This window comes from Burkholderia sp. lig30 (assembly GCF_000687455.2).
GTDB lineage: Bacteria > Pseudomonadota > Gammaproteobacteria > Burkholderiales > Burkholderiaceae > Burkholderia.
The window spans coordinates 1-24,396 of record NZ_JGVW01000094.1; the positions used below are offsets into that span (position 1 = coordinate 1).

A 24,396-nucleotide genomic window follows, 5' to 3' on the forward strand; every position below is an offset into this window, starting at 1 on the left:
CGAAGCCCGATTCGATGCGTACGCGGCGATAGGTATCGTTCGGCCGGCCGATTTCGACGCCGGGCGCATGGCGGACGTCGGACACGATCTTGCCGTGCGAGAACGCGACGAAATTGCGGATCAGTGTGTCCGCGCGCTCCGGCGACACGTAGACGCGGTTCTCCGGAACGGTCTGCAGTGCGTCGTAGTGCGGCGCCTCGGTATGCCAGTAGAGCTGCATGTTCACGCCGCCCGGCCACGACACGACCGCATCGCGGCCGATCGGATCGGGGAACGTGTCGACGATCACGTCCGCGCCATGCGCGCGTGCCGATTTCACGGCCGCGTCCATGTCGGTCACGAGGTAGCCGGTGCGCTCCGCGCCGAACGGATACGGCACAGGCGTCTTGAAACCGAACACGGAGATCGTGCCTGACGGCGTGAACACGAGCTGCGACATCGTCTGGCTCGGCGTCGGCGTAACCTGGAACACGCCCTGCTTCGACTTGCTGCCGCCGAACGTCGCGACGAAGCTGTCCGTGAAGCGGTCGAAGTCTTCCGGCGCGACGTACACGTGCGTCGTGTCGTACTGAGGACCGACGGCGACAGACTGCGTCGCGAAGGCCTTCAACGGCACTTTTGCAAACGATACGGGAGCGGCTGCAATACCGCTTGCGATCATGAGAGCCAGCAATGCTGAGCGAATGGTTTTCATGGAAGGATTTCCTGGTTGTTTCATCGTACGGTCCGATCGATCATGCGCGGCTGTCGCCGGCCACATGATTCGCATCGCTGAGGATGGTCGCGAACACGAGCGCCGCAATCAGTCCCAGATGCTCGAAAAAGCTGTTGAGCGCCATGAAGCGCGCGACGCCGGTCCGATTCCAGAAGTCGTTCGCGACCAGCATCGCGACCACCGTCAGCACGCCGAGTCCACCGGCACCGATCCACGTGAAGCGGCGAAACACCACACACAGCGAGCCGGCGATCTCGATCGCGACCGCCAGCGCCGCCCAGAGCGCAGCCGGGTGCAAGCCGAAATGCGCTTGCTCCGCGATTGCGTCGTTGAAGTTCAGCGCCTTGTCGACGCCCCCGATCAGATAGGCTGACACGAGCGCAAGACGCGCGAGCAGCAGGACCCACCGCTGCGAAAGCAGCGCGCGGATCCACACCGGATTGCTGTGCCCCGTCATCATCGTCGTGTCAGATCGCCCAGCAGGAACAACCGAACGCACCCCAGAAGCCTTGCGTATCCGAGGTCGGCAATGTGCTGCCCCATGCGCTCGCGTGCGCATGGCCATGCACGTTGCACGCGCTCGCGCAACCGCACATCGCCGCCGCTGCGGCACGCTGCAACGGTGCGCCCTCGCGCTGCGTCGCGCCCCACCCGCCATAGCCGCCGTACGTGCGCACCGGCGACCAGTCCGGCATTGCCGGGGGCAACGGCGCATCGTATCGGGAGAACGGTCCCGCGCCCCAGACGATCCGGCCGCCGACCACCGTCAGCAACGAGGTGGTCTCGACGATGTCGTCCTCGGCACACGAGAAGAAATCGTGATCCGGCACCATCAGGTCGGCAAGCTGCCCGACCGCGATGCGGCCTTTCCTGCCCTCTTCGTTCGAGAACCACGTGACGAACTCGGTCCACATGCGCAAGGCGGTCTCGCGATCGAGCAGGTTGCGCTGCGGATACAACCGCAGACCGCCGACCGTCTTGCCGGTCACGAGCCACGCGAGCGATACCCACGGGTTGTACGACGCGACGCGCGTCGCGTCGGTGCCCGCCGATACCTTCAGGCCCTTCGCGAGCATCTTCGCGACGGGCGGCGTCGCTTCGGCCGTCTGCGCGCCATAACGCTCGACGAAGTACTCGCCCTGGTAGGCCATCCGGTGCTGCACCGCGATGCCGCCGCCGAGGGCGGCGATTCGGTCCATCGAGCGCTCCGAGATCGTTTCCGCGTGATCGAAGAACCAGTGGATGCCGTCGAGCGGAATGTCCTTCGCGACCTTCTCGAACACGTCGAGCGCACGGCTGATGGTTTCGTCGTAGGTCGCATGCATGCGCCAGGGCCAGCGGTTCTGCGCGAGCACGCGCACCACGCCTTCGAGGTCGGCCTCCATCTCGGGCGGCATTTCCGGGCGCGCGACGCGAAAGTCCTCGAAATCCGCGGCGGAGAACACCAGCATTTCGCCCGCGCCGTTGTGACGGAAATAATCCGAGCCGTCCTGGTAGCGCGACGTCGCGGTCCAGTTCAGGAAGTCCTCCTTCTCCTGCTTCGGCTTCTGCGTAAACAGGTTGTACGCGAGGCGAACGGTCATCTCGCCCGCGTCGTGCAACTTGCGGATGACCTCGTAGTCATCCGGATAGTTCTGATACCCGCCGCCCGCGTCGATCACGCCCGTTACGCCAAGGCGGTTGAGCTCGCGCATGAAGTGACGCGTCGAGTTGTACTGATATTCCGGCGGAAGCTTCGGCCCCTTCGCGAGCGTCGCATAGAGAATCGTCGCGTTCGGGTTCGCCAGCAGCAGGCCAGTCGGATTGCCCGCGTCGTCGCGGAGGATCTTCCCGCCCGGTGGCTCCGGCGTGTCCTTCGTGTAGCCGACGACACGCAGCGCAGCCGCGTTCAGCAGTGCGCGGTCGTACAAATGCAGGATGAACACCGGCGTGTCCGGCGCGATCACGTTGAGTTCGTCGATAGTCGGCAAGCGCTTCTCCGCGAACTGATGCTCGGTGAAGCCGCCCACCACGCGCACCCATTGCGGCGCGGGCGTGATCTCGACCTGCTGCCGGAGCATTTCCATCGCGACGGTGAGCGAGCGCACGCCGTCCCAGCGCAGTTCCATGTTGTAGTTCAGGCCGCCGCGGATCACGTGCGTGTGATTGTCGATCAGGCCCGGCAGCACGGACTGGCCACCCAGATCGATGACCTTCGTCGCGCGGCCTGCGAGCGGTACGACTTCTGCGTCGCTGCCCACCGCGACAAAACGGCCATCGGAGATCGCCACCGCGGTGGCAATAGGATTCGAACGGTCGAGCGTGGTGATTCGTCCGTTATGCAGAATGAGATCGGGTTGGATTCTGGTCGCGCTCATGAGCATTTCCTCATTGCGGTTAAAAGCCGAACAACGTCTTGATGGAGGGGATCGCCTGTTCACCGATCAGCATGCCGAGCAAGCCGACGAGCGCAATCAGCGGCGGCGCGGGCGAGCGGACCTTGATCGCACTGTAGACCACGCCGATCAAAGCGCCCGCGCCCAGCGACAACAAATAAGATTTCATACGATCAGCCTCGAGGTCACATTAGAATGCACGTCATTACTGCCCGGTTCGTGCCCCGGGTCTGGCTACACGCTGCGCCGACGGCACCGGGTCGTCTGCATCGCCAAAAGAGGCGCAGCGGACCTTCATCGACTCCACCGCCACCATGCAACATCTTCCTGATCTCGAAGCCTGGGCGATCTTCGCGCGCGTCGCCGAAACCGGGTCGTTCGCCAAGGCAGCCGAACTCCTCGGCACCACGCAACCGACCGTCTCGAAAGCGATCGCCCGCCTCGAACAGCGGCTCGGCACCATGCTGCTGTACCGGACGTCGCGCAAGCTGTCGCTCACGCCGACCGGCGAGATGCTGCGCGACCGGGCGATCCGGCTGCTGTCGGATGCCGAACTCATCGAGAGCGAAGCATCCGCCCACGCGCTCGAGCCGCACGGCCTCGTGCGAGTGAATGCACCGATGTCGTTCGGCCTCCGGCATCTCGCACCGCTGCTTCCCGCCTTTCTCGATCGCTACCCGAGCGTCGACGTCGATCTCATGCTCACCGACCATATGGTCGACATCGTTGCGGCCGGTTTCGACGTCGCGATCCGGATTGCCGAGCTGAACGACTCGACCCTGCGCCTGCGCAGGCTCTGCGGGGTCCGCCGGCCGCTCGTCGCCTCGCCCGCCTACCTCGACCGGCACGGACGACCGACTCACCCGCGCGATCTCGAGCAACATGCATGCCTCGCCTACACGAATCTGCCGACACCTGATTGCTGGCGCTTTCGGCACACCGCATCGGGTGACGAATTTGCGGCGCCCGTGAAAGGACGCATCCGTACCAACAACGCCGACGTGATCATGCCCGCGCTGGTCGCGGGGCAGGGCCTCGCGTTGCAGCCCGAATTCCTGGTTTGGGATGCGCTGCAGCGCGGCGAGCTCGAGGAAGTGATGCACGACTGGAAGATCGCCGACATCAACGTCAATCTCGTCACGCCGCCCGGCACGCTGCGCGCCGCACGCGTTACCGCATTGCTCGATTTTCTCGCCGAACATTTTGCACATGTGCCGTGGGCGCTATCCGGGCACTGAGCGGGAAACATCAGGCCGCATGTGCGTCTGCCGCCGTCGGCGCGCAGACGCGCGGGTCATGTCAGGCGCTGCAACTACTTCGCCGGCACGGCAGCAAGCGCCTCGTGCGGCATTGCCGTTCGCTGCGGCGCCTTGTGGACCATCGTGTACGCGTAGTCGACACCCATCCCGTAGGCGCCGGAGTGTTCCTTCACGATCGCCATCACCGCGTCGTACGTATCGCGGTGCGCCCAGTCGCGCTGCCACTCGAGCACGACCTGCTGCCAGGTGACCGGCACCACGCCGGCCTGAATCATGCGCTGCATTGCGAAGTCGTGCGCATCCTTCGACGTGCCGCCCGACGCATCCGCCACCATGTAGATCTCGTAGCCGCCTTCGAGCATCGCGCACAGCGCGAATGTCGTGTTGCAGACTTCCGTCCACAGACCTGACACGATGACTTTCTTGCGGCCATTGGCGGCCAGCGCGTCGCGGACCTTCTGGTCATCCCATGAATTCATCGACGTGCGCTCGAGCAGTTTCTCGTTCGGAAACACGTCGAGCAGTTCGGGATAGGTAAAGCCCGAGAAGCTTTCCGTTTCGACAGTCGTGATCGTGGTCGGAATGTTGAACGCCTTGGCTGCCTTCGCGAGCCCCACGACATTGTTCTTCAGCGTCTGACGATCGATCGACTGCACGCCGAAAGCCATCTGCGGCTGCTGATCGATGAAGATCAGTTGGCTGTTCTGGGGAGTAAGTACTTCGAGCTTCGGATTGTTCATGACGCGTCCCGTCCTTGGAAACCGGCAACAGTTGGGGCCCGCCCCGACCGGGCAGGCAAGAAGGAGAGTTCCGTGTGCGTTGCACGCAACGTTCGTTACAGCCCGCCAAATTTGACACGGAAACGCATCGAGTGGATACCTAAGAAATGGAATCGAATCTATTCCATTTCTTAGGTGCGTTAGCTACCCGACATCTCTTCTCTTGTTCGGACAAACCCAATATGCTTGCAAGTGCTTTGCTGTAGAGCACCTGTCGCCACCCGGTCCTCCATAAGACACGCTTCATGAAACCGTATATCTTTTCGCTGCTCGCAGGCATGCTGGCCGGTGTCATCTACGGTACGACCGGCGTGCATTCGCCGGCCCCACCCACCGTTGCGCTGACGGGGTTGCTCGGCATGCTGGCCGGCGAGCAAATCCTTCCCGTCGCACGACGACTGCTGTCGGGTTGCAAATTGAACACCGCATGGCGCGAAGCAAAATGCAACCAGCATATGTTCGGCCGGTTGCCGAGCGGTCAGGTATCCGATGCGGCGACGCAAGACCGCCAGCCGTCGTGACGCATCGCCATTTTTACGCTTCCGCGTCGCACCATTCCTTTGCGCGCGGATGACCTGCGCTGATTTCTTCCGTCATCTGCCGTTGCCGATTTGCGGCGCGGGCGCGCTGACCTGGCTAGCCGGGCAGCTCCCATCCCCCACTCCGTTCACGGAATTTCAATGACCGCACTATCCATCGAAGCCCGCATCGGCACTGTCGACTACCTCGCTCATTTGAGCGACGGCACCCACCAGTGGGGCGCCGACGAACCCGCGTCGCTCGGCGGCGGCGATGCGGCGCCGCCGCCCGTCGCGCTGCTGCTGTCGAGCCTCGGCGCATGCACCGCGATCACGCTCAAGATGTATGCGCAGCGCAAGGGTTGGCCACTTGCCGACGTGCATGTGAAGCTCGCACACGAAACGAATGGAACGGACACCACGATCGTGCGTCGGATCACGTTCGACGGCACGCTCTCCGACGAGCAGCGCGAACGTCTCCTGCAGATCGCGAACGCGTGTCCCGTACACAAGATTCTCACGCGGCCGATCACGATCGACACCGCGATCGCCTGAGGCCGTCGCGCCGACAACGAACACAAGGTTTCATCATGTCCGATTCGATCAAAACGTTGCTCACACCGCGCGAGAGCGACATTGGCAACCTGATCGTGCGTCGCGTGCTGCCCGCGCGGGACGCACGGCTCGTCGGGCCCTTCATTTTCTTCGACCACATGGGTCCCGCGACGCTACCCGCCGGCAAGGGCGTCGACGTGCTGCCGCATCCGCATATCGGCCTCGCAACCGTCACCTACCTGTTTGACGGCGCGTTCATGCATCACGACAGCCTTGGCTACCGGCAGAAGATCGTGCCTGGCGACGTGAACTGGATGACTGCCGGGCGCGGCATCGTGCATTCGGAACGCACGCCCGACGAGGACCGGTCGCGCGAACAAGCGATCCACGGCATCCAGACCTGGGTCGCGCTGCCGGCCGAGCACGAAGATGCCGCGCCTGCGTTCGCCCACCATCCGGCCGACACGCTGCCGTCGTTCACGCGCGACGGCGCGACGGTGCGCGTGATCGCAGGCACAGCGTTTGGGCTCACCTCGCCGGTCGACGTCTTTTCGCCGACGCTCTATGCGTATGCCGAATTTGCGGCCGATGGCCGCCTCGCACTCGACGCCGAGCATGAGGAACGCGGCGTCTATCTGGTCGACGGCGACCTGAGCATCGACGGCACGCCACTGGCGCTCGCGACGATGGCCGTGCTCGCGCCCGGCGTGACGGTCACGCTGGCGAGCACACACGGCGCGCGCGTGATGCTGCTCGGCGGCGCACACCTGCCGGGCGAACGTTTCATCGAGTGGAATTTCGTGTCGAGCTCGCGCGCGAAGATCGAAGCGGCCCGCAACGCGTGGGCCGAGCAGACATTCGGCAAAGTTCCGGATGAAGAAAGCGAATGGGCGCGTCAGCCTGTGAGGAAGGGGCGCTGATCGAAACGCCCGGGGTGATCCATGCATGGACGCCCCTGGATTGCTCAGGCTTCTTGTAGGCGGTTTGCAACGGCAAAACAAAAATCCCCGTAAGTCATCGACTTGACGGGGATTTTTCATCGTACCTGGCGGAGAGAGGGGGACAGGTTCCCCAAACATCAAAATTCGATAAAAATCAGCGGCTTAATCCTGTGGGAAAAATATCAGTGCACCAACAGTTGTGTACCAGCCACGCTTGCAACCGGTTTCAAAATCGCTGAACGTAAACTCGGCTACCAGTCAACTTTGGAGTGGGGACCTCTTGCAAGCTTCGAAGCGAGCCCCATATGCTACCCCGAACTGCGCCACTGACGATGCCGGAATAAGCTCACTGGTGACGAAACTCCAGCCAACCACGCGACAAGAAGAAATATGAGCGACATACGAGGCAACGCAATAGCGCGTCTACAGCGGCGTTATCCGGAGCGGCCATCCGCGTAGCGGGCGAGCGACGAAGCGAAGAGGCCAAATGTGTCGAATGAGACTTAAGGGCAAAAATTCGAGAACATTGATCTGTTGCAGATGCTGGTCGCATGCTCATCCACCTGAGGCCAAAGCGGCGAGCATTCTCGCCTAAATCAGTGTCCGGGTTCATTAGACCACTACACTTCGGTGAACCCTTTCGATGCCCTGTGGTGTCGATGGATAGCTGACCGATATCGCGTCGGTAACGTTTCAGTAACGGCGAAGTAACGATGATCGCTAGTCCCGATTCGGGACGCCTCGTCACACCGTCATCGGCCCCTGTACACGTTCTGTACACCCTGTACAGAATCTGTACTGCTGGGCTTCAAACCCGGTTGGGGGCGTCCATGCAACGCGGCGCAACGCACGGCAACGCACGGCAACGCGATGCAACGAGGATGCTTGAAGATTGCTTACGGGATGCAACAAGCAGCGTTCCAACATCGTGTTGGCACGGTGCCAGCGTGGTGCAAGCAACTGCTAGTGATGGGCGCACCCGCACTAGCGCCAAAATTGGCGTTTGCTCCACATCGAGCGGGGAGTCAAACTTCGGCGCCGTTCAACACTTTTGCTTTTGGCGGGTTCTTTGGCGGGTAGAAATGAAAAACGGGCCAAGAGGCCCGTATTCATTGATGTCCTGGCGGAGAGAGGGGGATTCGAACCCCCGATAGGCGTTAACCTATACACGCTTTCCAGGCGTGCGACTTAAACCACTCATCCATCTCTCCGGAAGACCGAGAGTATAGCAAACTCTTGCGGCACCTCGCCACCCCTTCGCGCGAGCGCTCACGGATGGCGGATGTAGTCGACCAGCGCGCGCGTGTAATCGTCCGGCCGGCGGTCGAAGAGGCTGACGACGATCGCGACCGCGAACCCCGCCGGCACGCCGAACACGCCCGAGCTGATCGGCTCGATCCCGAACCACGTCGTCCCCGCAAAACCCGTCAGCTGGGTGATGAACGGATAGGTCGACACGATGTAGTAAACACACACGCCGAGCCCCGTCACCATCCCGGCGACGGCGCCACGCGTCGTCATGCGCTTCCAGAACACCCCGAGCACGAGCACCGGAAAGAAACTCGACGCCGCGAGCGAAAACGCCGCGCCGACCAGGAACAGGATCTTGCCGGTATTGAGCGACGCGACATACGACGCAAACAGCGCCACCCCGAGCAGCAGCACCTTCGAGATCGTGACCCGCCGCTGGCTCGTCGCATCGGGCGCGACCATGCAGTAATAGACATCATGCGACAGCGCATTCGCGATCGTCAGCAGCAACCCGTCCGCGGTCGACAGCGCGGCCGCGAGCGCCCCCGCCGCGATCAGCCCGGACACCACATACGGCAACCCGGCGATCTCGGGCGCCGCCAGCACGACCATGTCCGGCTGCATCTGGATCTCCGACCAGTGCACGATGCCGTCCCGAATCTCGTCGACGATGCTGATGAGATCCGGCTCGGAGTGATGCCATTGCGTGACCCATGCCGGCAGCTCCGCGAACGGCCGCCCGACCAGGTTCGACAGGATCTCGTATTTGATCTGCACCGCGAGCACCGGCACGCTCAGGTAGAACAGCGCGATGAAGAACAGCGTCCAGCCGACCGAGCGCCGCGCGGACGCCACCGACGTCGTCGTGTTGTAGCGCGTCAGGATGTGCGGCAGGCTCGCGGTGCCGATCGACAGGCACAGCAGCAGCGCGAGGAAATTCCGCGCGCGCGGCCGCCCGTCGTCATGCTCCTCCGGGAACGGCTCGTGCATCGGCACCGGCGGCGCGGCGCGCGCGAGCAGATCGTCGCGCGCCTGCGACCAGACGACCCGCGCCGCCGACGGGTCGCGCGGGAACTCCGCCAGCTCGCGCTCGCGCCGGTTGATCTCGCGCAGCGGCCCGTTGTGGCGCCGCAGCGAGGCGACCTCGTCGACGAGACGGGCCCGCTCGTCCGCATACGACGCCGGCAGGCGGTCGAGCCGCGCCTGGATCTGCGCGGCCTGCCGGCGATAGGCGTCGCGCACCTGCCGCTCCTCGGGCGCGTCGCGCACCTGCGCCTCGCGCTCGGCGACCCGCTCCATCAACCGCCCGTAGTTGAACTGCGGAACCGGGCCGAGACCGTTCTTGATCGCAATCAGCGAGACCGGAATCAGGATCGCGCTGATCAGGATGATGTATTGCGCGACCTGCGTCCACGTCACGGCGCGCATCCCGCCGAGGAACGAACAGACCAGGATGCCCGCCAGCCCGCAGAAGATCCCGATCGCGAAATCGACGCCGATGAAGCGCGTCGCGATCAGCCCGATCCCCTGGATCTGCGCGACGAGATAGACGAACGAGCACAGGATCGCCGCGCCGGCCGCGATCGCGCGCACCGTCGTGCTGGAAAAGCGCGTGCCGAGAAAATCCGGGATCGTGTAACGCGCGAGCTTGCGCACGTAGGGCGCGAGCAGGAACGCGACCAGGCAGAAACCGCCCGTCCAGCCCATCAGGTACGCGAGCGCATCGTAGCCGGTCGCGTAGAGCGAGCCGGCCAGCCCGATGAACGACGCGGCGGACAGCCAGTCCGCGGCCGTCGCCATGCCGTTGAAGGCCGACGGCACGCGCCGCCCCGCGACGTAGTATTCGACGAGGTCGGACGTGCGCGACAGGAGACCGATCACCGCATAGACGGCGATCGGCAAGAACAGGAACACGTAGCCGATCCACACGCCGGAGCCGGCGGCCCGCTCGATGCGCCACAGCAGCAGCACGAACCCGAGAAAGCCGAGCGTGTAGAGCGCATACGCGCGAATCAGGCGGCGCGTCAGCATCGATCAGCGCCCGCCGCCGCGCGTCGCGTCCGCGTGCGCGGCGTAGTCGTCGTATTCGCGGCGCAGCGTGCGGTCCGCGCGCTGCATCAGCCCGATATAGACGGCGATCAGCACGAGATAGACCAGGATCGCACCCTGCGCACCCATGTAGAACGGCAGGCTGAATCCGGCGAAGCGCACGCCCGCGAGTGCGGGCGCGAAGTACGGGACGGCGAACGACACCGTGAAGCCGATCGTCATCAGCATGGCGATCAGCATCACGTTGAAGCGCCAGTAGCGCGCATGGGCGCGCGCGAGTGGCGCCGGCACGGGCGGCGGCGCGGCGCGCGGGGTTCGGGAGAATGCGGTCATGCCCTTGTCCAGCAAAAAAGCCCCTGCGCGGACAATCGGGATTGCCGCGCAGGGGCGTCGTCGCATGACGCGCGCTGAGCGCGCGCTCAGCGCACTTCGGTGAGCTGCTCGAGGATTGCCGGGTTCTCGAGCGTGGACGTGTCCTGCGTGATCTCCTCACCCTTCGCGAGCGAACGCAGCAGGCGGCGCATGATCTTGCCGGAACGGGTCTTCGGCAGGTTGTCGCCGAAGCGGATGTCCTTCGGTTTCGCGATCGGCCCGATCTGCTTGCCAACCCAGTCGCGCAGCTCCTTCGCGAGCGCCGCGGCCTCGTCGCCCTGCGGACGCGAGCGCTTGAGCACGACGAACGCGACGACCGCCTCGCCGGTCGTGTCGTCCGGACGGCCGACGACGGCCGCCTCGGCGACGATCTCGTGCGCGACCAGCGCCGATTCGATCTCCATCGTGCCGAGCCGGTGACCCGACACGTTCAGCACGTCGTCGATCCGGCCCATGATCGTGAAGTAGCCGGTGTCCTTGTCGCGCACGGTGCCGTCGCCGGCCAGATACAGCGTGCCGCCGAGCTCCTCGGGGTAATAGCTCTTCTTGAAGCGCTCCGGATCGCCCCAGATGGTGCGGATCATCGACGGCCACGGACGCTTGACGACGAGAATCCCGCCCTGCCCGTTCGGCACGTCCTGCCCGGTCTCGTCGACGACGGCCGCCATGATGCCCGGCAGCGGCAGCGTGCACGAACCCGGCACCGTCGGCGTCGCGCCCGGCATCGGCGAGATCATGTGGCCGCCGGTCTCGGTCTGCCACCAGGTATCGACGATCGGGCAGCGATCGCCGCCGACGTGCTTGCGATACCACATCCACGCGTCCGGGTTGATCGGCTCGCCGACCGTGCCGAGGATCCGCAGGCTCGACAGGTCATAGCTCTTCGGGTGGACCTTGTCGTCCGCGTCGGCCGCCTTGATCAGCGAGCGGATCGCGGTGGGCGCGGTGTAGAACACCGAGACCTTGTGGTCGGCGATCATCTTCCAGAAGCGCCCGGCGTCCGGATAGGTCGGCACGCCCTCGAACACCACCTGCGTCGCGCCGCACGCGAGCGGGCCATAGGTGATGTACGTGTGGCCGGTGATCCAGCCGATGTCGGCCGTGCACCAGAACACGTCGGACGGCTTCCAGTCGAAGGTCCACTTCATCGTCAGCGCGGCCCACAGCAGGTAGCCGCCGGTGCTGTGCTGCACGCCCTTCGGCTTGCCGGTCGAGCCGGACGTATAGAGGATGAAAAGCGGATGCTCGGCGCCGACCCATTCCGGCTCGCAGGTGTCGGCTTCGCCGGCTGCGAGCTCGTGCATCCACAGGTCGCGGTCCGCGTGCCAGTCGATCTTGCCGCCGGTGCGGCGGTAGACGATCACGCTCTTGACGGCCTCGCAGCCGCCCATCGCGAGCGCCTCGTCGGCGATGCTCTTGAGCGGCAGCGTCTTGCCGCCGCGCACCTGTTCGTCGGCGGTGATCAGCGCGACCGCGCCGACGTCGACCAGCCGCTCGTTCAGCGATTTCGCGGAGAAGCCGCCGAACACGACCGAGTGCGTCGCGCCGATGCGGGCGCACGCCTGCATCGCGACGACGCCTTCGATCGACATCGGCATGTAGATCACGACGCGGTCGCCACGGCCGATGCCGCGCTTCTTGAGCGCGTTCGCGAAGCGCGACACGCGCGCGAGCAGGTCGGCATACGTGACGCGCGTGACCGTGCCGTCGTCCGCCTCGAAGATCACCGCGACGCGCTCGCCGTTGCCGGCCTCGACATGGCGGTCGAGGCAGTTGTACGACGCATTCAGCTCGCCGTCGTCGAACCACTTGCACAGCGGCGCGTCGGACTCGTCGAGCACGTTGGTGAATGGCTTGTGCCACGTGAGCGTTTCGCGCGCGTGGCGTGCCCAGAATCCTTCGTAATCGCGCTCGGCTTCGGCGACGAGCGCACGATAGGCTTCCATCCCGGAGATGGCGGCCGCTTTTTCCAGGGCCGCGGGCGGCGCAAACTGGCGACGTTCCTGAAGAACCGATTCAATCGCAGACATCGACTACCCCTTGGTGAACATGAATCCTCTGCACGTCGGCGCGATCATGCGCGCCGTATCTTGAACGACGCGATAACGCGCCGCTGTCTCCTACCTCACCCGCACGCGGCTGCGGGGCCGCACGCGATGCTGCGCCGCACCACGTCGATCGACGACACCGTGCGCGGCCCGGCACATTGCACGATAAGCGCTGCAGCTTACCCGTCACTTACGCGGCACACCCGGCAGCGCCGCCCGGCGGCGCTTTACGCTGTTGCGACCGCGACCCTACAATCCTAACTGAACTCGCCCCCCGGATTCCAGCTTGAATCGCTACGCCCTCTTCCTCATCGTGTCGATGCTGCTCGTCGGCAGCAACGTCGGCATCGGCAAATCGATCGTCGCCGTCATGCCGGTCGCCCTGCTCGCCACGCTGCGCTTCGTCATCGCGATCGCGGTGCTGTGGCCGCTGTTCCATCCGGTCAAGATGCGCGCGGTCAAGCGCGGCGAATGGCTGAACCTGTTCCTGCAGGCGTTCTTCGGCACCTTCATGTTCACGCTGCTGATGCTGAACGGCGTGCAGCGCACGAGCGCGGTCGCGGCCGGCGTCATCACGAGCACGATCCCGGCCGTGGTCGCGCTGTTCGCGTGGCTGATCCTGCGCGAGAAGCCGAACGGCCGTGCGCTGCTGTCGATCGCGCTCGCGATCGTCGGCGTCGTGACGATCAACCTCGCCAACGGCAGTGGCGCCGGGCCGGGCGCGTCGGCCGGCTCTCTGACCGGCAACCTGCTGATGCTCGGCGCGGTGTGCTGCGAATCGATCTACGTGATCCTGTCGCGGCGCCTCACGCAGACGCTCGCGCCGATCGACATCTGCGCGTACACGCACCTGTTCGGCTTTCTGCTGATGCTGCCGCTCGGCGCCGGCGCGATGTGGCGCTTCGATTACGCGAGCGTGCCGGCGGGCGTGTGGGGGCTGGTCGTCTGGTACGGGCTGTCGGCGAGCATCTTCTCGTTCTGGCTGTGGATGAAGGGCATCCGCCACGTGCCGGGCAGCCTCGCCGGCGTGTTCAGCGCGGTGCTGCCGGTCGCCGCGGCCGTCTACGGCATCGCGTTCCTCGGCGAGCGCCCGACGCTCGCGCACGGCTTCGCGCTGGCCTGCGTCGTCACGGGCATCGTGCTCGCGAGCCTGCGCGTGACGCGCAAGCCGCCCGTCGCCTCCTGATCCGCCCCCGTGCGGCGCACGGGCGCGTCGCTGCAGCGGCCGCGCCCGCCGCGTTACAATAGCGCGCTTTCCCGGATTCCCCCCCGATACCCGCGCTCCGCGCCCGTTCGAACCACACATGTCCGCCTCGCCGACCGACCCGCACTCGTCTGTCCGTTCCGTCCACCGCCCGATGCGCGCGCTGCCCTCGCTCATCTTCATGAGCCGCTGGCTGCAAGTGCCCCTGTATCTCGGCCTGATCGTCGCGCAGGGGATCTACGTCTTCCTGTTCCTGAAGGAAGTGTGGCACCTGCTGTCGCACGCGGCCGAGCTCGACGAAACGAACGTGATGCTGGCCGTACTCGGCCTGATCGACGTGGTGATGATCTCGAACCTGCTGATCATGGTGATCGTCGGCGGCTACGAGACGTTCGTGTCGCGGCTCGGCGTCGAGGGACATCCGGACGAGCCCGAATGGCTCGACCACGTCAACGCGGGCGTGCTGAAGGTCAAGCTGTCGATGGCGCTGATCAGCATTTCGTCGATCCATCTGCTGAAGACCTTCATCAACCCCGACCAGCACAGCACCCACGCGATCCTGTGGCAGGTGGCGATCCACCTGTCGTTCCTCGTGTCGGCGCTCGTGATGGCGTGGGTCGACCGCCTGACGTCGAGCGCGCCCGCCGGGCATTCCCACGGAACGCACGCGCCCGCCGCCGCATTCCACCAGCCGGCGGCTCCCGCCGGCCAAGCATTCCCCACTGTCCTCACAGAGTCTCAGCCATGACCGTCATCAAACAGGAAGACCTGATCCAGAGCATCGCGGATTCGCTGCAGTACATCAGCTACTACCATCCGCTCGATTACATCCAGGCACTCGGCCGCGCGTACGAGCTCGAGGAGAGCCCGGCCGCGAAGGACGCGATCGCGCAGATCCTCACCAACAGCCGGATGTGCGCGGAAGGCAAGCGCCCGATCTGCCAGGACACCGGCATCGTCACGATCTTCGTGAAGGTCGGCATGGACGTGCGCTGGGACGGCGCGACGATGAGCGTCACCGACATGATCAACGAAGGCGTGCGCCGCGGCTACACGAATCCGGACAACGTGCTGCGCGCGTCGATCGTGAACCCGCCCGAGGGTGCGCGCAAGAACACGAAGGACAACACGCCGGCCGTGATCCACTACGAGATCGTGCCGGGCAACAAGGTCGACGTGCAGGTCGCGGCGAAGGGCGGCGGCTCGGAGAACAAGTCGAAGTTCGTGATGCTGAACCCGTCCGACTCGATCGTCGACTGGGTGCTCAAGACCGTGCCGACGATGGGCGCGGGCTGGTGCCCGCCGGGCATGCTCGGGATCGGCATCGGCGGCACCGCCGAGAAGGCGATGCTGATGGCGAAGGAATCGCTGATGGAGTCGATCGACATCCAGGAAATCATCGCGCGCGGCCCGAAGGACTGGGTCGAGGAACTGCGCGTCGAGCTGCACGAGAAGGTCAACGCGCTCGGTATCGGCGCGCAGGGCCTGGGCGGCCTCGCGACGGTGCTCGACGTGAAGATCATGGCGGCGCCGACGCACGCGGCAAGCAAGCCGGTCGCGATGATCCCGAACTGCGCGGCCACCCGCCACGCGCACTTCGTGCTGGACGGCTCGGGCGCGGCGAAGCTCGAAGCGCCGTCGCTCGACGCATGGCCGAAGGTCCACTGGGAGCCGAACACCGAAACCAGCAAGCGCGTCGACCTGAACACGCTGACGCCGGAAGAAGTCGCTGGCTGGAAGCCGGGCCAGACGCTGCTGCTGTCGGGCAAGATGCTGACGGGCCGCGACGCGGCGCACAAGCGCATCGCCGACATGCTCGCGAAGGGCGAAAAGCTGCCGGTCGACTTCACGAACCGCGTGATCTACTACGTCGGCCCGGTCGATCCGGTGCGTGACGAAGTGGTCGGCCCGGCAGGCCCGACGACGGCGACCCGGATGGACAAGTTCACCGAGATGATGCTCGCGCAGACGGGCCTGATTTCGATGATCGGCAAGGCCGAGCGCGGCCCGGTCGCGATCGAGGCGATCAAGAAGCACAACGCGGCCTACCTGATGGCGGTCGGCGGTGCGGCTTACCTGGTGTCGAAGGCGATCCGCGACGCGAAGGTCATCGCGTTCGAAGACCTCGGCATGGAAGCGATCTACGAATTCGACGTGCAGGACATGCCCGTAACGGTTGCTGTCGATTCGTCGGGCACGTCGGTGCACCAGACCGGCCCGAAGGAGTGGCAGGCGAAGATCGGCAAGATCCCCGTCGCGGCAGCGTAAGCGGGAATGATCGGGAGGCCGGACGCAAGTCCGGCCTTTTTGCTTGTTGTCCGCGCCGCAGCCCTGCGGCGTGCGAACGGCGCTCGAGCGCTTGGCTTTTCGCGTTTCAGCGTTTATCGTTCGAATCCTGAAGCCCCGTAACCAAGAAGGAACAGCCATGCAAGGCGACAAGAAAGTCATCGAATTCCTGAACGCGCAGCTGAAGAACGAGCTGACCGCGATCAACCAATACTTCCTGCATGCCCGCATGTACAAGCACTGGGGGCTCGAGAAGCTCGGCAAGCACGAATACGACGAGTCGATCGGCGAGATGAAGCACGCCGACTGGCTGATCGAGCGCGTGTTCATGCTGGACGGCCTGCCGAACCTGCAGGACCTGCACAAGCTGCTGATCGGCGAGGAAACCGAAGAGATCCTGCAGTGCGACCTGAAGCTCGAACAGGTGTCCCAGGCCACCTGCAAGGACGCGATCGCCTACTGCGAGTCGGTGCGCGATTACGTGTCGCGCGAGATCTTCGAGAAGATCCTCGACGACACCGAAGAGCACATCGACTGGCTGGAAACGCAGCTGGACCTGATCGGCAAGGTCGGCATCCAGAACTACCAGCAGACGATGATGGGCGGCGCCGAGTAAGCCCGTCCCGCTCGCCATTACGCCAGCCCTCACCATGACGATGCCGATCCAGTCCGACTCCGGGGCCTCGCGCCCCGCCGCGCCGGTCGGCATCTTCGATTCGGGGCTCGGCGGCCTGTCGGTGCTGCGCGCCGTGCGCGCGCACCTGCCGGGCGAGTCGTTCGTCTACGTCGCGGATTCGCGCCATGCGCCGTACGGCGAGCGCGACGACGCGTTCATTACCGAGCGCACGGTCGCGATCGGCGAATGGCTCGCGCAGCAAGGCGCGAAGGCGCTCGTCGTCGCGTGCAACACCGCCACCGCGCAATCCATCGCCGTGGCGCGGGCGCGCCTCGCGATCCCGCTCGTCGGCGTCGAGCCGGGCATCAAGCCGGCCGTCCTGCAGTCCGCCAGCCGCGTCGCCGGCGTGCTCGCCACCCAGGCGACGCTGCGCAGCGCGCGCTTCCAGGCGCTCCTCGATCGCTACGGCGCCGACTGCCGCTTCCTCTGCCAGGCCGGCCACGGGCTCGTGCAGGCGGTCGAAAGCGGCGACACCGCATCGCCCACGCTGCGCGCGCTGCTCGAAAGCTACCTGCAGCCGATGCTCGATGCCGGCGCCGACACGCTGGTGCTCGGCTGCACCCACTACCCGTTCCTCACATCGACGATCCGCGAGATCGCCGGCGATCGGCTCGCGATCGTCGACACGAGCGATGCGATCGCCCGCCAGCTCGCGCGCGTGCTCGACGAGCGCGGCCTGCGCGCGACGCCCGGCCACGCCGCGCCGCCGCGCCTCTGCTCGACGAGCGACGGCCAGCAGCTGCGCGCGCTCGCGGCGGCGCTGCTCGGCATCGACGCGCCCGTCGAATCCGTCACCATTTCCTCGCCGAACGCGCACGCCTGCGCGACCGCCTGACACCGGCCACCGGCACGCCTGCCGCGAAGCCACCCTCCCGCCGCATCTGCCCAAGGGTCTGGATCTGTTACAAAAAAGCTGGAATCGGGCTTGTCAACGCCAGTGAATTTAATGATAATAATTCGCATTACCGTTAGCTATCGCACTTCATCATGATCGTCTGCGTGTGCAAGTCCGTCTCCGACCGCAAGATCCGCGCATCCCTCGCGGAAGGCGTGAATACCTTCGACGAACTCCAGTTCGAACTCGGCGTGGCCAGTTGCTGCGGCAAGTGCGAAGAGTCCGTTCGCGACCTCATGGCCGAACAGGGCGTCTGCGCGAGCCATTGCGGCGTCGAGCATCACGCACACCCGATCCCGGTGTCGTTCTACGAGCGCAAGGCAGCCTGACCTGCGCCGAGCGCATCCACGCGGCCACGGCCGCACCCTCGTTCTGTCCGTCAGCAAGCCCGCGTCAGCGCAAGCCAACGGCTCACTCCCCAGGAGCCCGTATGGAATTGCTGATCGGATTTGTTACCACCGTGTGCATCTCGTTGCTGATTTTCCGCAAGTGATGCCACGTCACCTGCCGTGCCGAACGCGCGGTGCCGCCCTTTCACGCTAACATGCAGGCCTCGAATTCCGCTCCAGCCGGCGTCTGGCCGGTTGCTTCCCGTATGAATCCCCGCATCATCGCTGCTGCGGCCACCGTGCTGGCTGCGCACGCGGTTCTGCTGACGGCGGCCTGGCTCGCGCGCAACACGCCGCCGGCGAAACAGGTCGAAGTCCGCTCGATCACAGCGCAATTGCTCGCGCCCGCGCCGATCGCGCAGCAGGTCGCGGCCGAATCGATCCCGCAGCCGGCACCGCCGAAGCCCACCCCTCGCGTGACGCCGAAGGCCGAGCCGACGCCCGTGGCCAAGGCCGCCCGCCCGACTCCGCAGCCGCTCGCCGCAACGCCTGCGCCGACACCCGTCCCCGCCACCGCGGCCGAATCGACACCGGCGCCCGCCGCGCCGGCGCCGTCCGCTGCCGCGCCGGCCGCCGCTGCCGGCCCCGCGCGCGAGACGATGGACGTGAGCGCGCCCAGGAACGTGCCGGCGCTGCAGTGCGCGTTCGTGAAGCCCGACTATCCTGCGATGTCGCGCCGCCGCGGCGAAGCGGGCACCGCCTACGTGCATTTCGTCGTCGGCGTGACGGGCAGGATCGAGAGCGTCGATCTGCAAAAGAGCAGCGGCTACACGCGCCTCGACGACGCCGCGCTCGCCGCGATGCGCGCGTCAACGTGCCGGCCGTACATCGAGAACGGCCAGCCGATCCGCGCCGCCCGCACGCAACCCTACAACTTCGGGCTCACCGACTGATCCCGCCTCATCCGGAAGACCAAGAAAAAGGAATGGAAATGCAAAGCTACGGTATCGCGCACGTCTGGGCGCAAGGTGATTTCGTCACACGCGCCATTGCGATCGCGCTGCTCGTGATGTCGATCCTGTCGTGGATGGTGATCGTCATCAAAGGGTGGAACGTGATCCGCCTGAAGCGCCTCACGAAGAACGCCGAGCAGGCGTTCTGGCATTCGGACGATTTCGACGACGGCATCAGGAAGCTCGGCCAGACCGCGTCGACGCCGAACGACAACCCGTTCCTCGCGCTTGCGCTGGCCGGCAAGGAAGCGGCCGACCACCACCATCAGACCCAGCCGCACCTGCACGACCGGATGGACGTGTCCGACTGGATCACGCGCTGCCTGAAGGACACGATGGACGAAGGCATCGCGCGCATGCAGGGCGGCCTCGCGATCCTCGCGTCGATCGGCAGCACGGCGCCGTTCGTCGGCCTGTTCGGGACGGTCTGGGGCATCTACCACGCGCTGCTCGTGATCGGCTCGACCGGCCAGACGTCGATCGACCAGGTGGCGGGCCCGGTCGGCGAATCGCTGATCATGACCGCGTTCGGCCTGTTCGTCGCGATCCCGGCGGTGCTCGGCTACAACGCGCTGACGCGCGCGAACAAGAGCGTCGTCAGCAAGCTGCGCCGCTTCGCACACGGCCTGCACGCGTATTTCGTGACGGGCGCGAGCCTCGCGTCGTCCAGCCGCCGCGACGGCCTGCGGCTCGCCACGCGCGCGAACTGACGGAGGCGCGCGATGGCGATGAATTCCAGCTTCGGCGACGATGACGACGACGGCCTGATGAACGAGATCAACATGACGCCGCTCGTCGACGTCATGCTCGTACTCCTGATCATTTTCCTGGTGACGATTCCCGCGATGCACCATGCGGTGAAGATCGACCTGCCGCGCGCGAGCAGCCAGCCGGTCGACGAGAAACCGCAGACGGTCGACGTCGCGATCCAGGGCGACGGCACGATCCTGTGGGACGACCACGCGGTCACGCGCGAGCAACTGCAGACGCGCATCGCCGAGGCCGCGCACCGCACGCCGCAACCCGAGCTGCATCTGCGCGCGGACCGCAAGGTCGCGTACGAGCGCGTCGCCGAGGTGATGTCGGACGCGCAGGCCGGCGGCCTGACGAAGCTCGGCTTCGTGACGGAGCCGAAGTCGAAATAACGGTGCGGGTTTTCGACGTCCCAAAGTAAAAGGCCTTCATCGCCAGATGAAGGCCTTTTTTCATGCGCACGCGGGCGCCTTCGGGCGGCGGGCTCTTCGGCGCTATCGGTCACGCCTGGAGCAACGCAAACGCGACAGCCGCGGTCTGCGCGGACTGCGCTTTCTGCCCTATCTGGCTCGCAACATATGCGGCCACCGTATTCCGCTCAGAACATCCTTCGCGAAATGGGATTCCAATATAGGCCCGCCGGCGCGCGCATTCAAGCGTTTCGCGATTGAAACTTGCGATGGCAAACGACGCTTCAATGACAAAACCCATCCGCCGTGCGCGCCGCGGCCGCTCAGGCCTCGGCCGCCCGCTGCGCCGCCTCCTGTTTTGCCCGTTCCGGGCAGCCCGGCTCCTTGTATTCGCCGTGATCGAGCTTCTCGACCAGATAGTCGACGAATGCGCGCACCGCGGGCGGCATGCCCTGCCGGGACACGAAGACCGCATAGAGCTGCGGCACCGGCAACGTCCAACCCGGCATCACCGGCGACAGCTGCCCCGCGCGCAGCGCGTTGCCGTACATCATTTCGGGCAACGCCGCGATCCCGAGACCGTCGAGCACCGCCTCGCGGATCGTCATCAGGTCGGCGGTCACGAGGCGCGGGTCGTGCTCATGAACGTGGCGCGAGCCGTCAGGCGCGATCAGGTTGAATACGTGCCGCCCGTCCACGCTCGGCGTGTCGAGCGTCTCGAAGCGCGCGAGATCGTCCGGCACGAGCGGCGGCGCGTTCTGGTTCAGCAGGCTCGGCGCGCCGACCAGCATCTGCTCGGTGCGCCACAGCGGCCGGACGACGATATTCGCATTTTGCGGCGGCTCCGAGCGCACGCGCAGCGCGACGTCGATCGAGTCCTCGAACAGGTCGATCACCCGGTTCGTCACACGAATGTGCACCTTCACTTCCGGAAAACGATGCAGGAATTCGGGCAGGATGCGCGACAGCATCGTCTGCGACAGCGTCACCGGCACGCTGACGCGCACCGTGCCGCGCGGTGACGTGCGAAGTTGCTGGACCGCGTTCATCGCCGCCTGCGCCTCGGCCAGCATCGCCTGGCAATGCTGGTAGAAGAGCTGCCCGGCTTCGGTCAGCGCGAGCTTGCGCGTGGAGCGCTGCAACAGGCGCACGCCGAGGGCCGCCTCGAGCTCGGTCAGGCGCCGCGACAGCCGCGACTTGGAGATCCCCAGCACCCGCTCCGCCGCCGAGAAGCCGCCATGCTCGACGATCTGCGAGAAGTACATCAGGTCGTTCAGGTTGTGTGCATCGACATTCATTTCATCGTTCCAATTCCAGAACAATCCATTGCTGAGCGTGCCGAATTGATCGGCAAACCGCCCAATATAATAGCCGCATGTTTCGAAAATAACGCTATTCCAGTGTTCCGAGGGCTCGCGCATGACCACGCTTCGCACGCTTGAACGCACCCGTCCGGCGCTCCGCACCATCGAAGGCGGCGGCTTCGTCGTCCATCGGCCGTTTCCGACCCGGCTGCTGACGGACTTCGATCCGTTCCTGCTGCTCGACGAAACAGGACCGGTCGACTACGGCCCGGGTGAAGCCATGGGCGTGCCCGATCATCCACATCGCGGCTTCGAAACCGTCACCTACGTACTCGACGGCCGATTCCGCCATCGCGACTCCGCCGGTCATGCGGGCGCGCTCGGCCCGGGCGACGTGCAGTGGATGACGGCCGGCGCCGGCATCGTGCACAGCGAAATGCCGGATCCCGCATTCGCGGCGGCAGGCGGCCGCGCGCACAGCTTCCAGCTATGGGTGAACCTGCCGCGCGGGGACAAGCGGATCGCGCCGCGCTACCAGGAGATCCCCGCCGCGCGCATTCCGGTCGCGGCCTCGCCGGACGGCCGCGTGCGCGTCAGGGTGATCGCCGGCGAAGCGTTCGGTGCACGGGCCGCGATCGAGACGCGCACGCCGATCCTCTACCAGCATTTCACGCTGTCGCCCGGCGCGACGGTCGAGCATCCGGTGCCCGCGGGCTTCCGCGTGTTCGCGTACCCGATCGCCGGCACCGGCTTTTACGGTCCCGGCAGGCAGGCGATCGACGCACGCCAGATGGTGATCTACGCGGACGACGGCAACGCCGTGACGTTTGCCGCCGGCGACGCGCCGCTCGACCTGTTGCTGATCGGCGGCGTGCCGCTGAACGAGCCGATCGTGCGCCACGGACCGTTCGTGATGAATACCGAAGAGGAAATCAGGGAAGCCGTCGCCGACTATCAGGCGGGCCGCATGGGCGGCATTCCGGGCTGACGACACGCCGTCGCGACGCGCCGCGAATGCGCGCAATTTGCGTCACAATAGCTCTTTGAACCCTGTGGCCTCGCGCCGCCAGAAGGAACCCGTCCCCTTGAATTTCGAACACCTGATCCAGATCAACGCCGTCGACGACCCTAGCGTGCCTGTCCTGACCCGCGAGCAGCTGTGGGAAGGGCTCGTGCTGCGCGCCGAGCAGCCGCAGCTGTTCGTGATCGGGCTCGACCGTTGCGTCGTCCACGAACGCACGGCCACCACGCTCGAGCGCGAGCTGCACTACGGTCACGCGACCGTGCGCGACCGCGTGACGTTCACGCCGAACCAGCAGGTGCGCTACGACATCCACGCGGCCGGCGGCGAAATCGGCGGCTCGCTGACGATGACGATCGAGGAGCGCGAAGACCAGCAGCTGTTCCTGCGCTTCGAATACCGCACGACGCTCACGGTGAGCGACGACAGCGGAGAGGCGCGGCAGACGCACGAAATCGTCAAGGAGGCCTACCGCACCGCCGACATCGATACCGTGCGCCTCATCCGCGAATACGCGCAGGGCCGCAAGGACCCGAACCCGCTGCACTGACCGGACGGACGGCGGCCGGCGGCGGTCGCCTTTTCCGGTCTTTGATGCACGCTATCGAATTGCGGCATCCGATCAATAAAGAGTCGCTGCAAATGGGAATGGTTATCATTTACTATTTATTCCATCGCATCGACATTGACCGATCAACCGAATGACCGACACCATGCGCCCGACCACGCTGACCTTGCGCCGCCCCGGCGGCGCCGCGGGTGCCGCCCGCCAGAAAACGGCGGCGGTGACAACGCCGGCGAAGCCCGCTCAGGCGCGCCAGGACGCCGGCACGCGAACCCTCACCAGCGACGCGCTGCTGCAAGGCCACAGTCACATCAGCATCGCGCATAACGGGGAAACCTATCAGCTTCGCGCCACGCGGCTCGGCAAGCTGATTCTGACGAAGTAGGAACCGGGTATTGTGGGGACCACCTCCTCGAGAGGTGTTGGGCAGTAGCCAGCGCAACGGCTTGCACGCGAGATCTAGACCCCTTCGTGCAGACACACTCAAGCAGCCGTTCGAGCAAGCCAGGCCATCTTTTTGGTTCTCGCGGAATGAAAAAAGGCGGCACGTCGATGGACGTGCCGCCTTTTTGCCTTTGCGCGCGACGCAACACGCGCGATCCGGATCGCGCTCAGCGCCTTGGCATCAGTTCGTCAACGCGGCGATGCCGGCGCGCGCAATGGCAGCATCCTGCTCGGACTTGACGCCCGACACGCCGATCGACCCGACAGTCGCGCCATCGACGACGATCGGCACGCCGCCCTCGACGAGGCCGACGAGCGGCGCGCTCAGGAACGACACGCGACCTTGCAGCACCATTTCCTCATACGCCTTGCTCTCGCGGCGGCCGAGCGCCGACGTGCGGCCCTTGCCGATCGCCATCTCGACCGTGCTCGGCGCGGCGCCGTCCATTCGGTGCAGATACAGCAGGTGCGCGCCGTCGTCGAAAATCGCGATCGTCACCGGCCACTGGTTGTCGGCCGCATGCGCTTCCGCGGCAGCGGCCATCTTCTTGACGTCGTCGCTGGTGAGGACGGGTTTGGTTTTCATCGTGGCTCTCCTGGTCTCTGCGTAATGGGGCATCGGACAGCATGATAC

The 24,396-nt window shown here is 65.5% G+C and carries 26 protein-coding genes and 1 tRNA gene; 16 read left to right on the plus strand and 11 right to left on the minus strand.

The features are described 5' to 3' along the window. The 4 genes from LIG30_RS18770 to LIG30_RS18785 all read right to left on the minus strand — a co-directional run. Nucleotides 1-694 (minus strand): glyoxalase (locus LIG30_RS18770; protein ID WP_038714444.1); only part of this gene is annotated, 694 nt, incomplete at its 3' end. A 40-nt stretch (nt 695-734) separates the two neighbouring features. Beyond that, complete coding sequence (locus tag LIG30_RS18775; RefSeq protein WP_038714390.1) at nt 735-1,175, minus strand: DoxX family protein; 441 nt, start codon at nt 1,173-1,175, stop codon at nt 735-737. 7 nt (nt 1,176-1,182) lie between these two features. Next, nucleotides 1,183-3,072 (minus strand): amidohydrolase, encoded by a 1,890-nt coding sequence (locus tag LIG30_RS18780; protein WP_038714445.1) that lies wholly within the window; start codon nt 3,070-3,072, stop codon nt 1,183-1,185. A gap of 19 nt (nt 3,073-3,091) precedes the next feature. Then, nucleotides 3,092-3,259 carry a DUF1427 family protein gene (locus tag LIG30_RS18785; protein WP_038714392.1) on the minus strand — a complete coding sequence of 56 codons (168 nt, stop codon included), beginning with the start codon at nt 3,257-3,259 and terminating at the stop codon, nt 3,092-3,094. 145 nt (nt 3,260-3,404) lie between these two features. Between LIG30_RS18785 and LIG30_RS18790 the strand changes: the two genes are divergently transcribed. Next, complete coding sequence (locus tag LIG30_RS18790) at nt 3,405-4,328, plus strand: LysR family transcriptional regulator (protein ID WP_038714394.1); 924 nt, start codon at nt 3,405-3,407, stop codon at nt 4,326-4,328. 74 nt (nt 4,329-4,402) lie between these two features. Here LIG30_RS18790 and LIG30_RS18795 read toward each other — a convergent pair whose 3' ends face one another. After that, a complete protein-coding gene (locus LIG30_RS18795; RefSeq protein WP_038714396.1) occupies nt 4,403-5,089 on the minus strand; it encodes a hydrolase in 687 nt (228 codons plus the stop codon). 284 nt (nt 5,090-5,373) lie between these two features. Between LIG30_RS18795 and LIG30_RS18800 the strand changes: the two genes are divergently transcribed. The 3 genes from LIG30_RS18800 to LIG30_RS18810 all read left to right on the plus strand — a co-directional run bounded on the left by LIG30_RS18800 (nt 5,374) and on the right by LIG30_RS18810 (nt 7,121). Beyond that, entirely contained in the window at nt 5,374-5,649 is a 276-nt protein-coding gene (locus LIG30_RS18800) for a XapX domain-containing protein (RefSeq protein ID WP_038714398.1), read from the plus strand. A gap of 159 nt (nt 5,650-5,808) precedes the next feature. Next, nucleotides 5,809-6,201: an OsmC family protein gene (locus tag LIG30_RS18805; protein WP_038714400.1), complete on the plus strand. Its 393-nt coding sequence runs from the start codon at nt 5,809-5,811 to the stop codon at nt 6,199-6,201. Between the two features lie 35 nt (nt 6,202-6,236). Then, nucleotides 6,237-7,121 carry a pirin family protein gene (locus LIG30_RS18810; protein WP_038714401.1) on the plus strand — a complete coding sequence of 295 codons (885 nt, stop codon included), beginning with the start codon at nt 6,237-6,239 and terminating at the stop codon, nt 7,119-7,121. A 1,142-nt stretch (nt 7,122-8,263) separates the two neighbouring features. Here the strand turns inward: LIG30_RS18810 and LIG30_RS18815 are convergent. From LIG30_RS18815 to acs, 4 genes are all read right to left on the minus strand, one after another. Continuing rightward, nucleotides 8,264-8,353 (minus strand) — tRNA-Ser (locus LIG30_RS18815). 58 nt (nt 8,354-8,411) lie between these two features. Continuing rightward, nucleotides 8,412-10,424 carry a sodium:solute symporter family protein gene (locus LIG30_RS18820; protein ID WP_038714404.1) on the minus strand — a complete coding sequence of 671 codons (2,013 nt, stop codon included), beginning with the start codon at nt 10,422-10,424 and terminating at the stop codon, nt 8,412-8,414. Between the two features lie 3 nt (nt 10,425-10,427). Then, entirely contained in the window at nt 10,428-10,775 is a 348-nt protein-coding gene (locus LIG30_RS18825; protein ID WP_038714447.1) for a DUF4212 domain-containing protein, read from the minus strand. An 86-nt stretch (nt 10,776-10,861) separates the two neighbouring features. Continuing rightward, nucleotides 10,862-12,844 carry an acetate--CoA ligase gene (acs, locus tag LIG30_RS18830; protein ID WP_038714407.1) on the minus strand — a complete coding sequence of 661 codons (1,983 nt, stop codon included), beginning with the start codon at nt 12,842-12,844 and terminating at the stop codon, nt 10,862-10,864. Between the two features lie 304 nt (nt 12,845-13,148). Between acs and LIG30_RS18835 the strand changes: the two genes are divergently transcribed. The 9 genes from LIG30_RS18835 (at nt 13,149) to LIG30_RS18875 (ending at nt 20,410) form a co-directional block, all read left to right on the plus strand. Then, entirely contained in the window at nt 13,149-14,048 is a 900-nt protein-coding gene (locus tag LIG30_RS18835; protein WP_038714409.1) for a DMT family transporter, read from the plus strand. 118 nt (nt 14,049-14,166) lie between these two features. Continuing rightward, complete coding sequence (locus tag LIG30_RS18840; protein WP_038714411.1) at nt 14,167-14,814, plus strand: TIGR00645 family protein; 648 nt, start codon at nt 14,167-14,169, stop codon at nt 14,812-14,814. Continuing rightward, on the plus strand, nt 14,811-16,334 hold the full coding sequence (locus LIG30_RS18845) for a fumarate hydratase (RefSeq protein WP_038714413.1): 1,524 nt from the start codon (nt 14,811-14,813) through the stop codon (nt 16,332-16,334). Before LIG30_RS18840 ends, LIG30_RS18845 begins: the two co-directional genes overlap by 4 nt. Nucleotides 16,335-16,491: 157 nt before the next feature. Next, the gene (gene bfr, locus LIG30_RS18850; protein ID WP_038714415.1) at nt 16,492-16,968 is read left to right on the plus strand and encodes a bacterioferritin; all 477 of its coding nucleotides are present in this window, start codon (nt 16,492-16,494) and stop codon (nt 16,966-16,968) included. 34 nt (nt 16,969-17,002) lie between these two features. Then, complete coding sequence (gene murI / locus LIG30_RS18855) at nt 17,003-17,863, plus strand: glutamate racemase (RefSeq protein ID WP_038714417.1); 861 nt, start codon at nt 17,003-17,005, stop codon at nt 17,861-17,863. Nucleotides 17,864-18,015: 152 nt separating this feature from the next. Then, nucleotides 18,016-18,252, plus strand: coding sequence for a (2Fe-2S)-binding protein (locus LIG30_RS18860; protein WP_038714419.1), 237 nt, complete (start codon nt 18,016-18,018; stop codon nt 18,250-18,252). 215 nt (nt 18,253-18,467) lie between these two features. Next, nucleotides 18,468-19,205 carry an energy transducer TonB gene (locus LIG30_RS18865; protein ID WP_038714422.1) on the plus strand — a complete coding sequence of 246 codons (738 nt, stop codon included), beginning with the start codon at nt 18,468-18,470 and terminating at the stop codon, nt 19,203-19,205. A gap of 38 nt (nt 19,206-19,243) precedes the next feature. Continuing rightward, nucleotides 19,244-19,975, plus strand: coding sequence for a MotA/TolQ/ExbB proton channel family protein (locus LIG30_RS18870; protein ID WP_038714449.1), 732 nt, complete (start codon nt 19,244-19,246; stop codon nt 19,973-19,975). Nucleotides 19,976-19,987: 12 nt separating this feature from the next. After that, nucleotides 19,988-20,410 (plus strand): ExbD/TolR family protein, encoded by a 423-nt coding sequence (locus LIG30_RS18875; RefSeq protein ID WP_038714424.1) that lies wholly within the window; start codon nt 19,988-19,990, stop codon nt 20,408-20,410. Nucleotides 20,411-20,751: 341 nt separating this feature from the next. Here the strand turns inward: LIG30_RS18875 and LIG30_RS18880 are convergent, their stop codons facing one another. Next, nucleotides 20,752-21,726 (minus strand): LysR family transcriptional regulator, encoded by a 975-nt coding sequence (locus LIG30_RS18880; RefSeq protein WP_038714425.1) that lies wholly within the window; start codon nt 21,724-21,726, stop codon nt 20,752-20,754. A gap of 121 nt (nt 21,727-21,847) precedes the next feature. On the opposite strand from LIG30_RS18880, the gene LIG30_RS18885 reads away from it, so the two are divergent. The 3 genes from LIG30_RS18885 to hemP all read left to right on the plus strand — a co-directional run bounded on the left by LIG30_RS18885 (nt 21,848) and on the right by hemP (nt 23,703). Beyond that, nucleotides 21,848-22,720 carry a pirin family protein gene (locus LIG30_RS18885; protein ID WP_038714426.1) on the plus strand — a complete coding sequence of 291 codons (873 nt, stop codon included), beginning with the start codon at nt 21,848-21,850 and terminating at the stop codon, nt 22,718-22,720. A 97-nt stretch (nt 22,721-22,817) separates the two neighbouring features. After that, entirely contained in the window at nt 22,818-23,303 is a 486-nt protein-coding gene (locus LIG30_RS18890) for an SRPBCC family protein (RefSeq protein WP_038714450.1), read from the plus strand. 151 nt (nt 23,304-23,454) lie between these two features. Then, nucleotides 23,455-23,703, plus strand: coding sequence for a hemin uptake protein HemP (gene hemP / locus LIG30_RS18895; protein ID WP_038714428.1), 249 nt, complete (start codon nt 23,455-23,457; stop codon nt 23,701-23,703). 240 nt (nt 23,704-23,943) lie between these two features. Here the strand turns inward: hemP and LIG30_RS18900 are convergent, their stop codons facing one another. Further along, nucleotides 23,944-24,348: a GlcG/HbpS family heme-binding protein gene (locus LIG30_RS18900; protein ID WP_038714430.1), complete on the minus strand. Its 405-nt coding sequence runs from the start codon at nt 24,346-24,348 to the stop codon at nt 23,944-23,946. Nucleotides 24,349-24,396 lie beyond the last annotated feature (48 nt).

What these genes read in the sequence shown, in the direction of transcription:
- LIG30_RS18880 (WP_038714425.1), bottom strand. Translation starts at nt 21,726, where the DNA reads ATGAATGTCGATGCACACAACCTGAACGACCTGATGTACTTCTCGCAG.
- LIG30_RS18875 (WP_038714424.1), top strand. Translation starts at nt 19,988, where the DNA reads ATGGCGATGAATTCCAGCTTCGGCGACGATGACGACGACGGCCTGATG.
- LIG30_RS18795 (WP_038714396.1), bottom strand. Translation starts at nt 5,089, where the DNA reads ATGAACAATCCGAAGCTCGAAGTACTTACTCCCCAGAACAGCCAACTG.
- LIG30_RS18790 (WP_038714394.1), top strand. Translation starts at nt 3,405, where the DNA reads ATGCAACATCTTCCTGATCTCGAAGCCTGGGCGATCTTCGCGCGCGTC.
- LIG30_RS18870 (WP_038714449.1), top strand. Translation starts at nt 19,244, where the DNA reads ATGCAAAGCTACGGTATCGCGCACGTCTGGGCGCAAGGTGATTTCGTC.
- LIG30_RS18800 (WP_038714398.1), top strand. Translation starts at nt 5,374, where the DNA reads ATGAAACCGTATATCTTTTCGCTGCTCGCAGGCATGCTGGCCGGTGTC.
- LIG30_RS18780 (WP_038714445.1), bottom strand. Translation starts at nt 3,072, where the DNA reads ATGAGCGCGACCAGAATCCAACCCGATCTCATTCTGCATAACGGACGA.
- acs (WP_038714407.1), bottom strand. Translation starts at nt 12,844, where the DNA reads ATGTCTGCGATTGAATCGGTTCTTCAGGAACGTCGCCAGTTTGCGCCG.
- LIG30_RS18825 (WP_038714447.1), bottom strand. Translation starts at nt 10,775, where the DNA reads ATGACCGCATTCTCCCGAACCCCGCGCGCCGCGCCGCCGCCCGTGCCG.
- murI (WP_038714417.1), top strand. Translation starts at nt 17,003, where the DNA reads ATGACGATGCCGATCCAGTCCGACTCCGGGGCCTCGCGCCCCGCCGCG.
- LIG30_RS18820 (WP_038714404.1), bottom strand. Translation starts at nt 10,424, where the DNA reads ATGCTGACGCGCCGCCTGATTCGCGCGTATGCGCTCTACACGCTCGGC.
- LIG30_RS18900 (WP_038714430.1), bottom strand. Translation starts at nt 24,348, where the DNA reads ATGAAAACCAAACCCGTCCTCACCAGCGACGACGTCAAGAAGATGGCC.
- LIG30_RS18885 (WP_038714426.1), top strand. Translation starts at nt 21,848, where the DNA reads ATGACCACGCTTCGCACGCTTGAACGCACCCGTCCGGCGCTCCGCACC.
- LIG30_RS18785 (WP_038714392.1), bottom strand. Translation starts at nt 3,259, where the DNA reads ATGAAATCTTATTTGTTGTCGCTGGGCGCGGGCGCTTTGATCGGCGTG.
- hemP (WP_038714428.1), top strand. Translation starts at nt 23,455, where the DNA reads ATGACCGACACCATGCGCCCGACCACGCTGACCTTGCGCCGCCCCGGC.
- LIG30_RS18810 (WP_038714401.1), top strand. Translation starts at nt 6,237, where the DNA reads ATGTCCGATTCGATCAAAACGTTGCTCACACCGCGCGAGAGCGACATT.
- LIG30_RS18840 (WP_038714411.1), top strand. Translation starts at nt 14,167, where the DNA reads ATGTCCGCCTCGCCGACCGACCCGCACTCGTCTGTCCGTTCCGTCCAC.
- LIG30_RS18805 (WP_038714400.1), top strand. Translation starts at nt 5,809, where the DNA reads ATGACCGCACTATCCATCGAAGCCCGCATCGGCACTGTCGACTACCTC.
- LIG30_RS18845 (WP_038714413.1), top strand. Translation starts at nt 14,811, where the DNA reads ATGACCGTCATCAAACAGGAAGACCTGATCCAGAGCATCGCGGATTCG.
- LIG30_RS18775 (WP_038714390.1), bottom strand. Translation starts at nt 1,175, where the DNA reads ATGATGACGGGGCACAGCAATCCGGTGTGGATCCGCGCGCTGCTTTCG.
- bfr (WP_038714415.1), top strand. Translation starts at nt 16,492, where the DNA reads ATGCAAGGCGACAAGAAAGTCATCGAATTCCTGAACGCGCAGCTGAAG.
- LIG30_RS18860 (WP_038714419.1), top strand. Translation starts at nt 18,016, where the DNA reads ATGATCGTCTGCGTGTGCAAGTCCGTCTCCGACCGCAAGATCCGCGCA.
- LIG30_RS18865 (WP_038714422.1), top strand. Translation starts at nt 18,468, where the DNA reads ATGCAGGCCTCGAATTCCGCTCCAGCCGGCGTCTGGCCGGTTGCTTCC.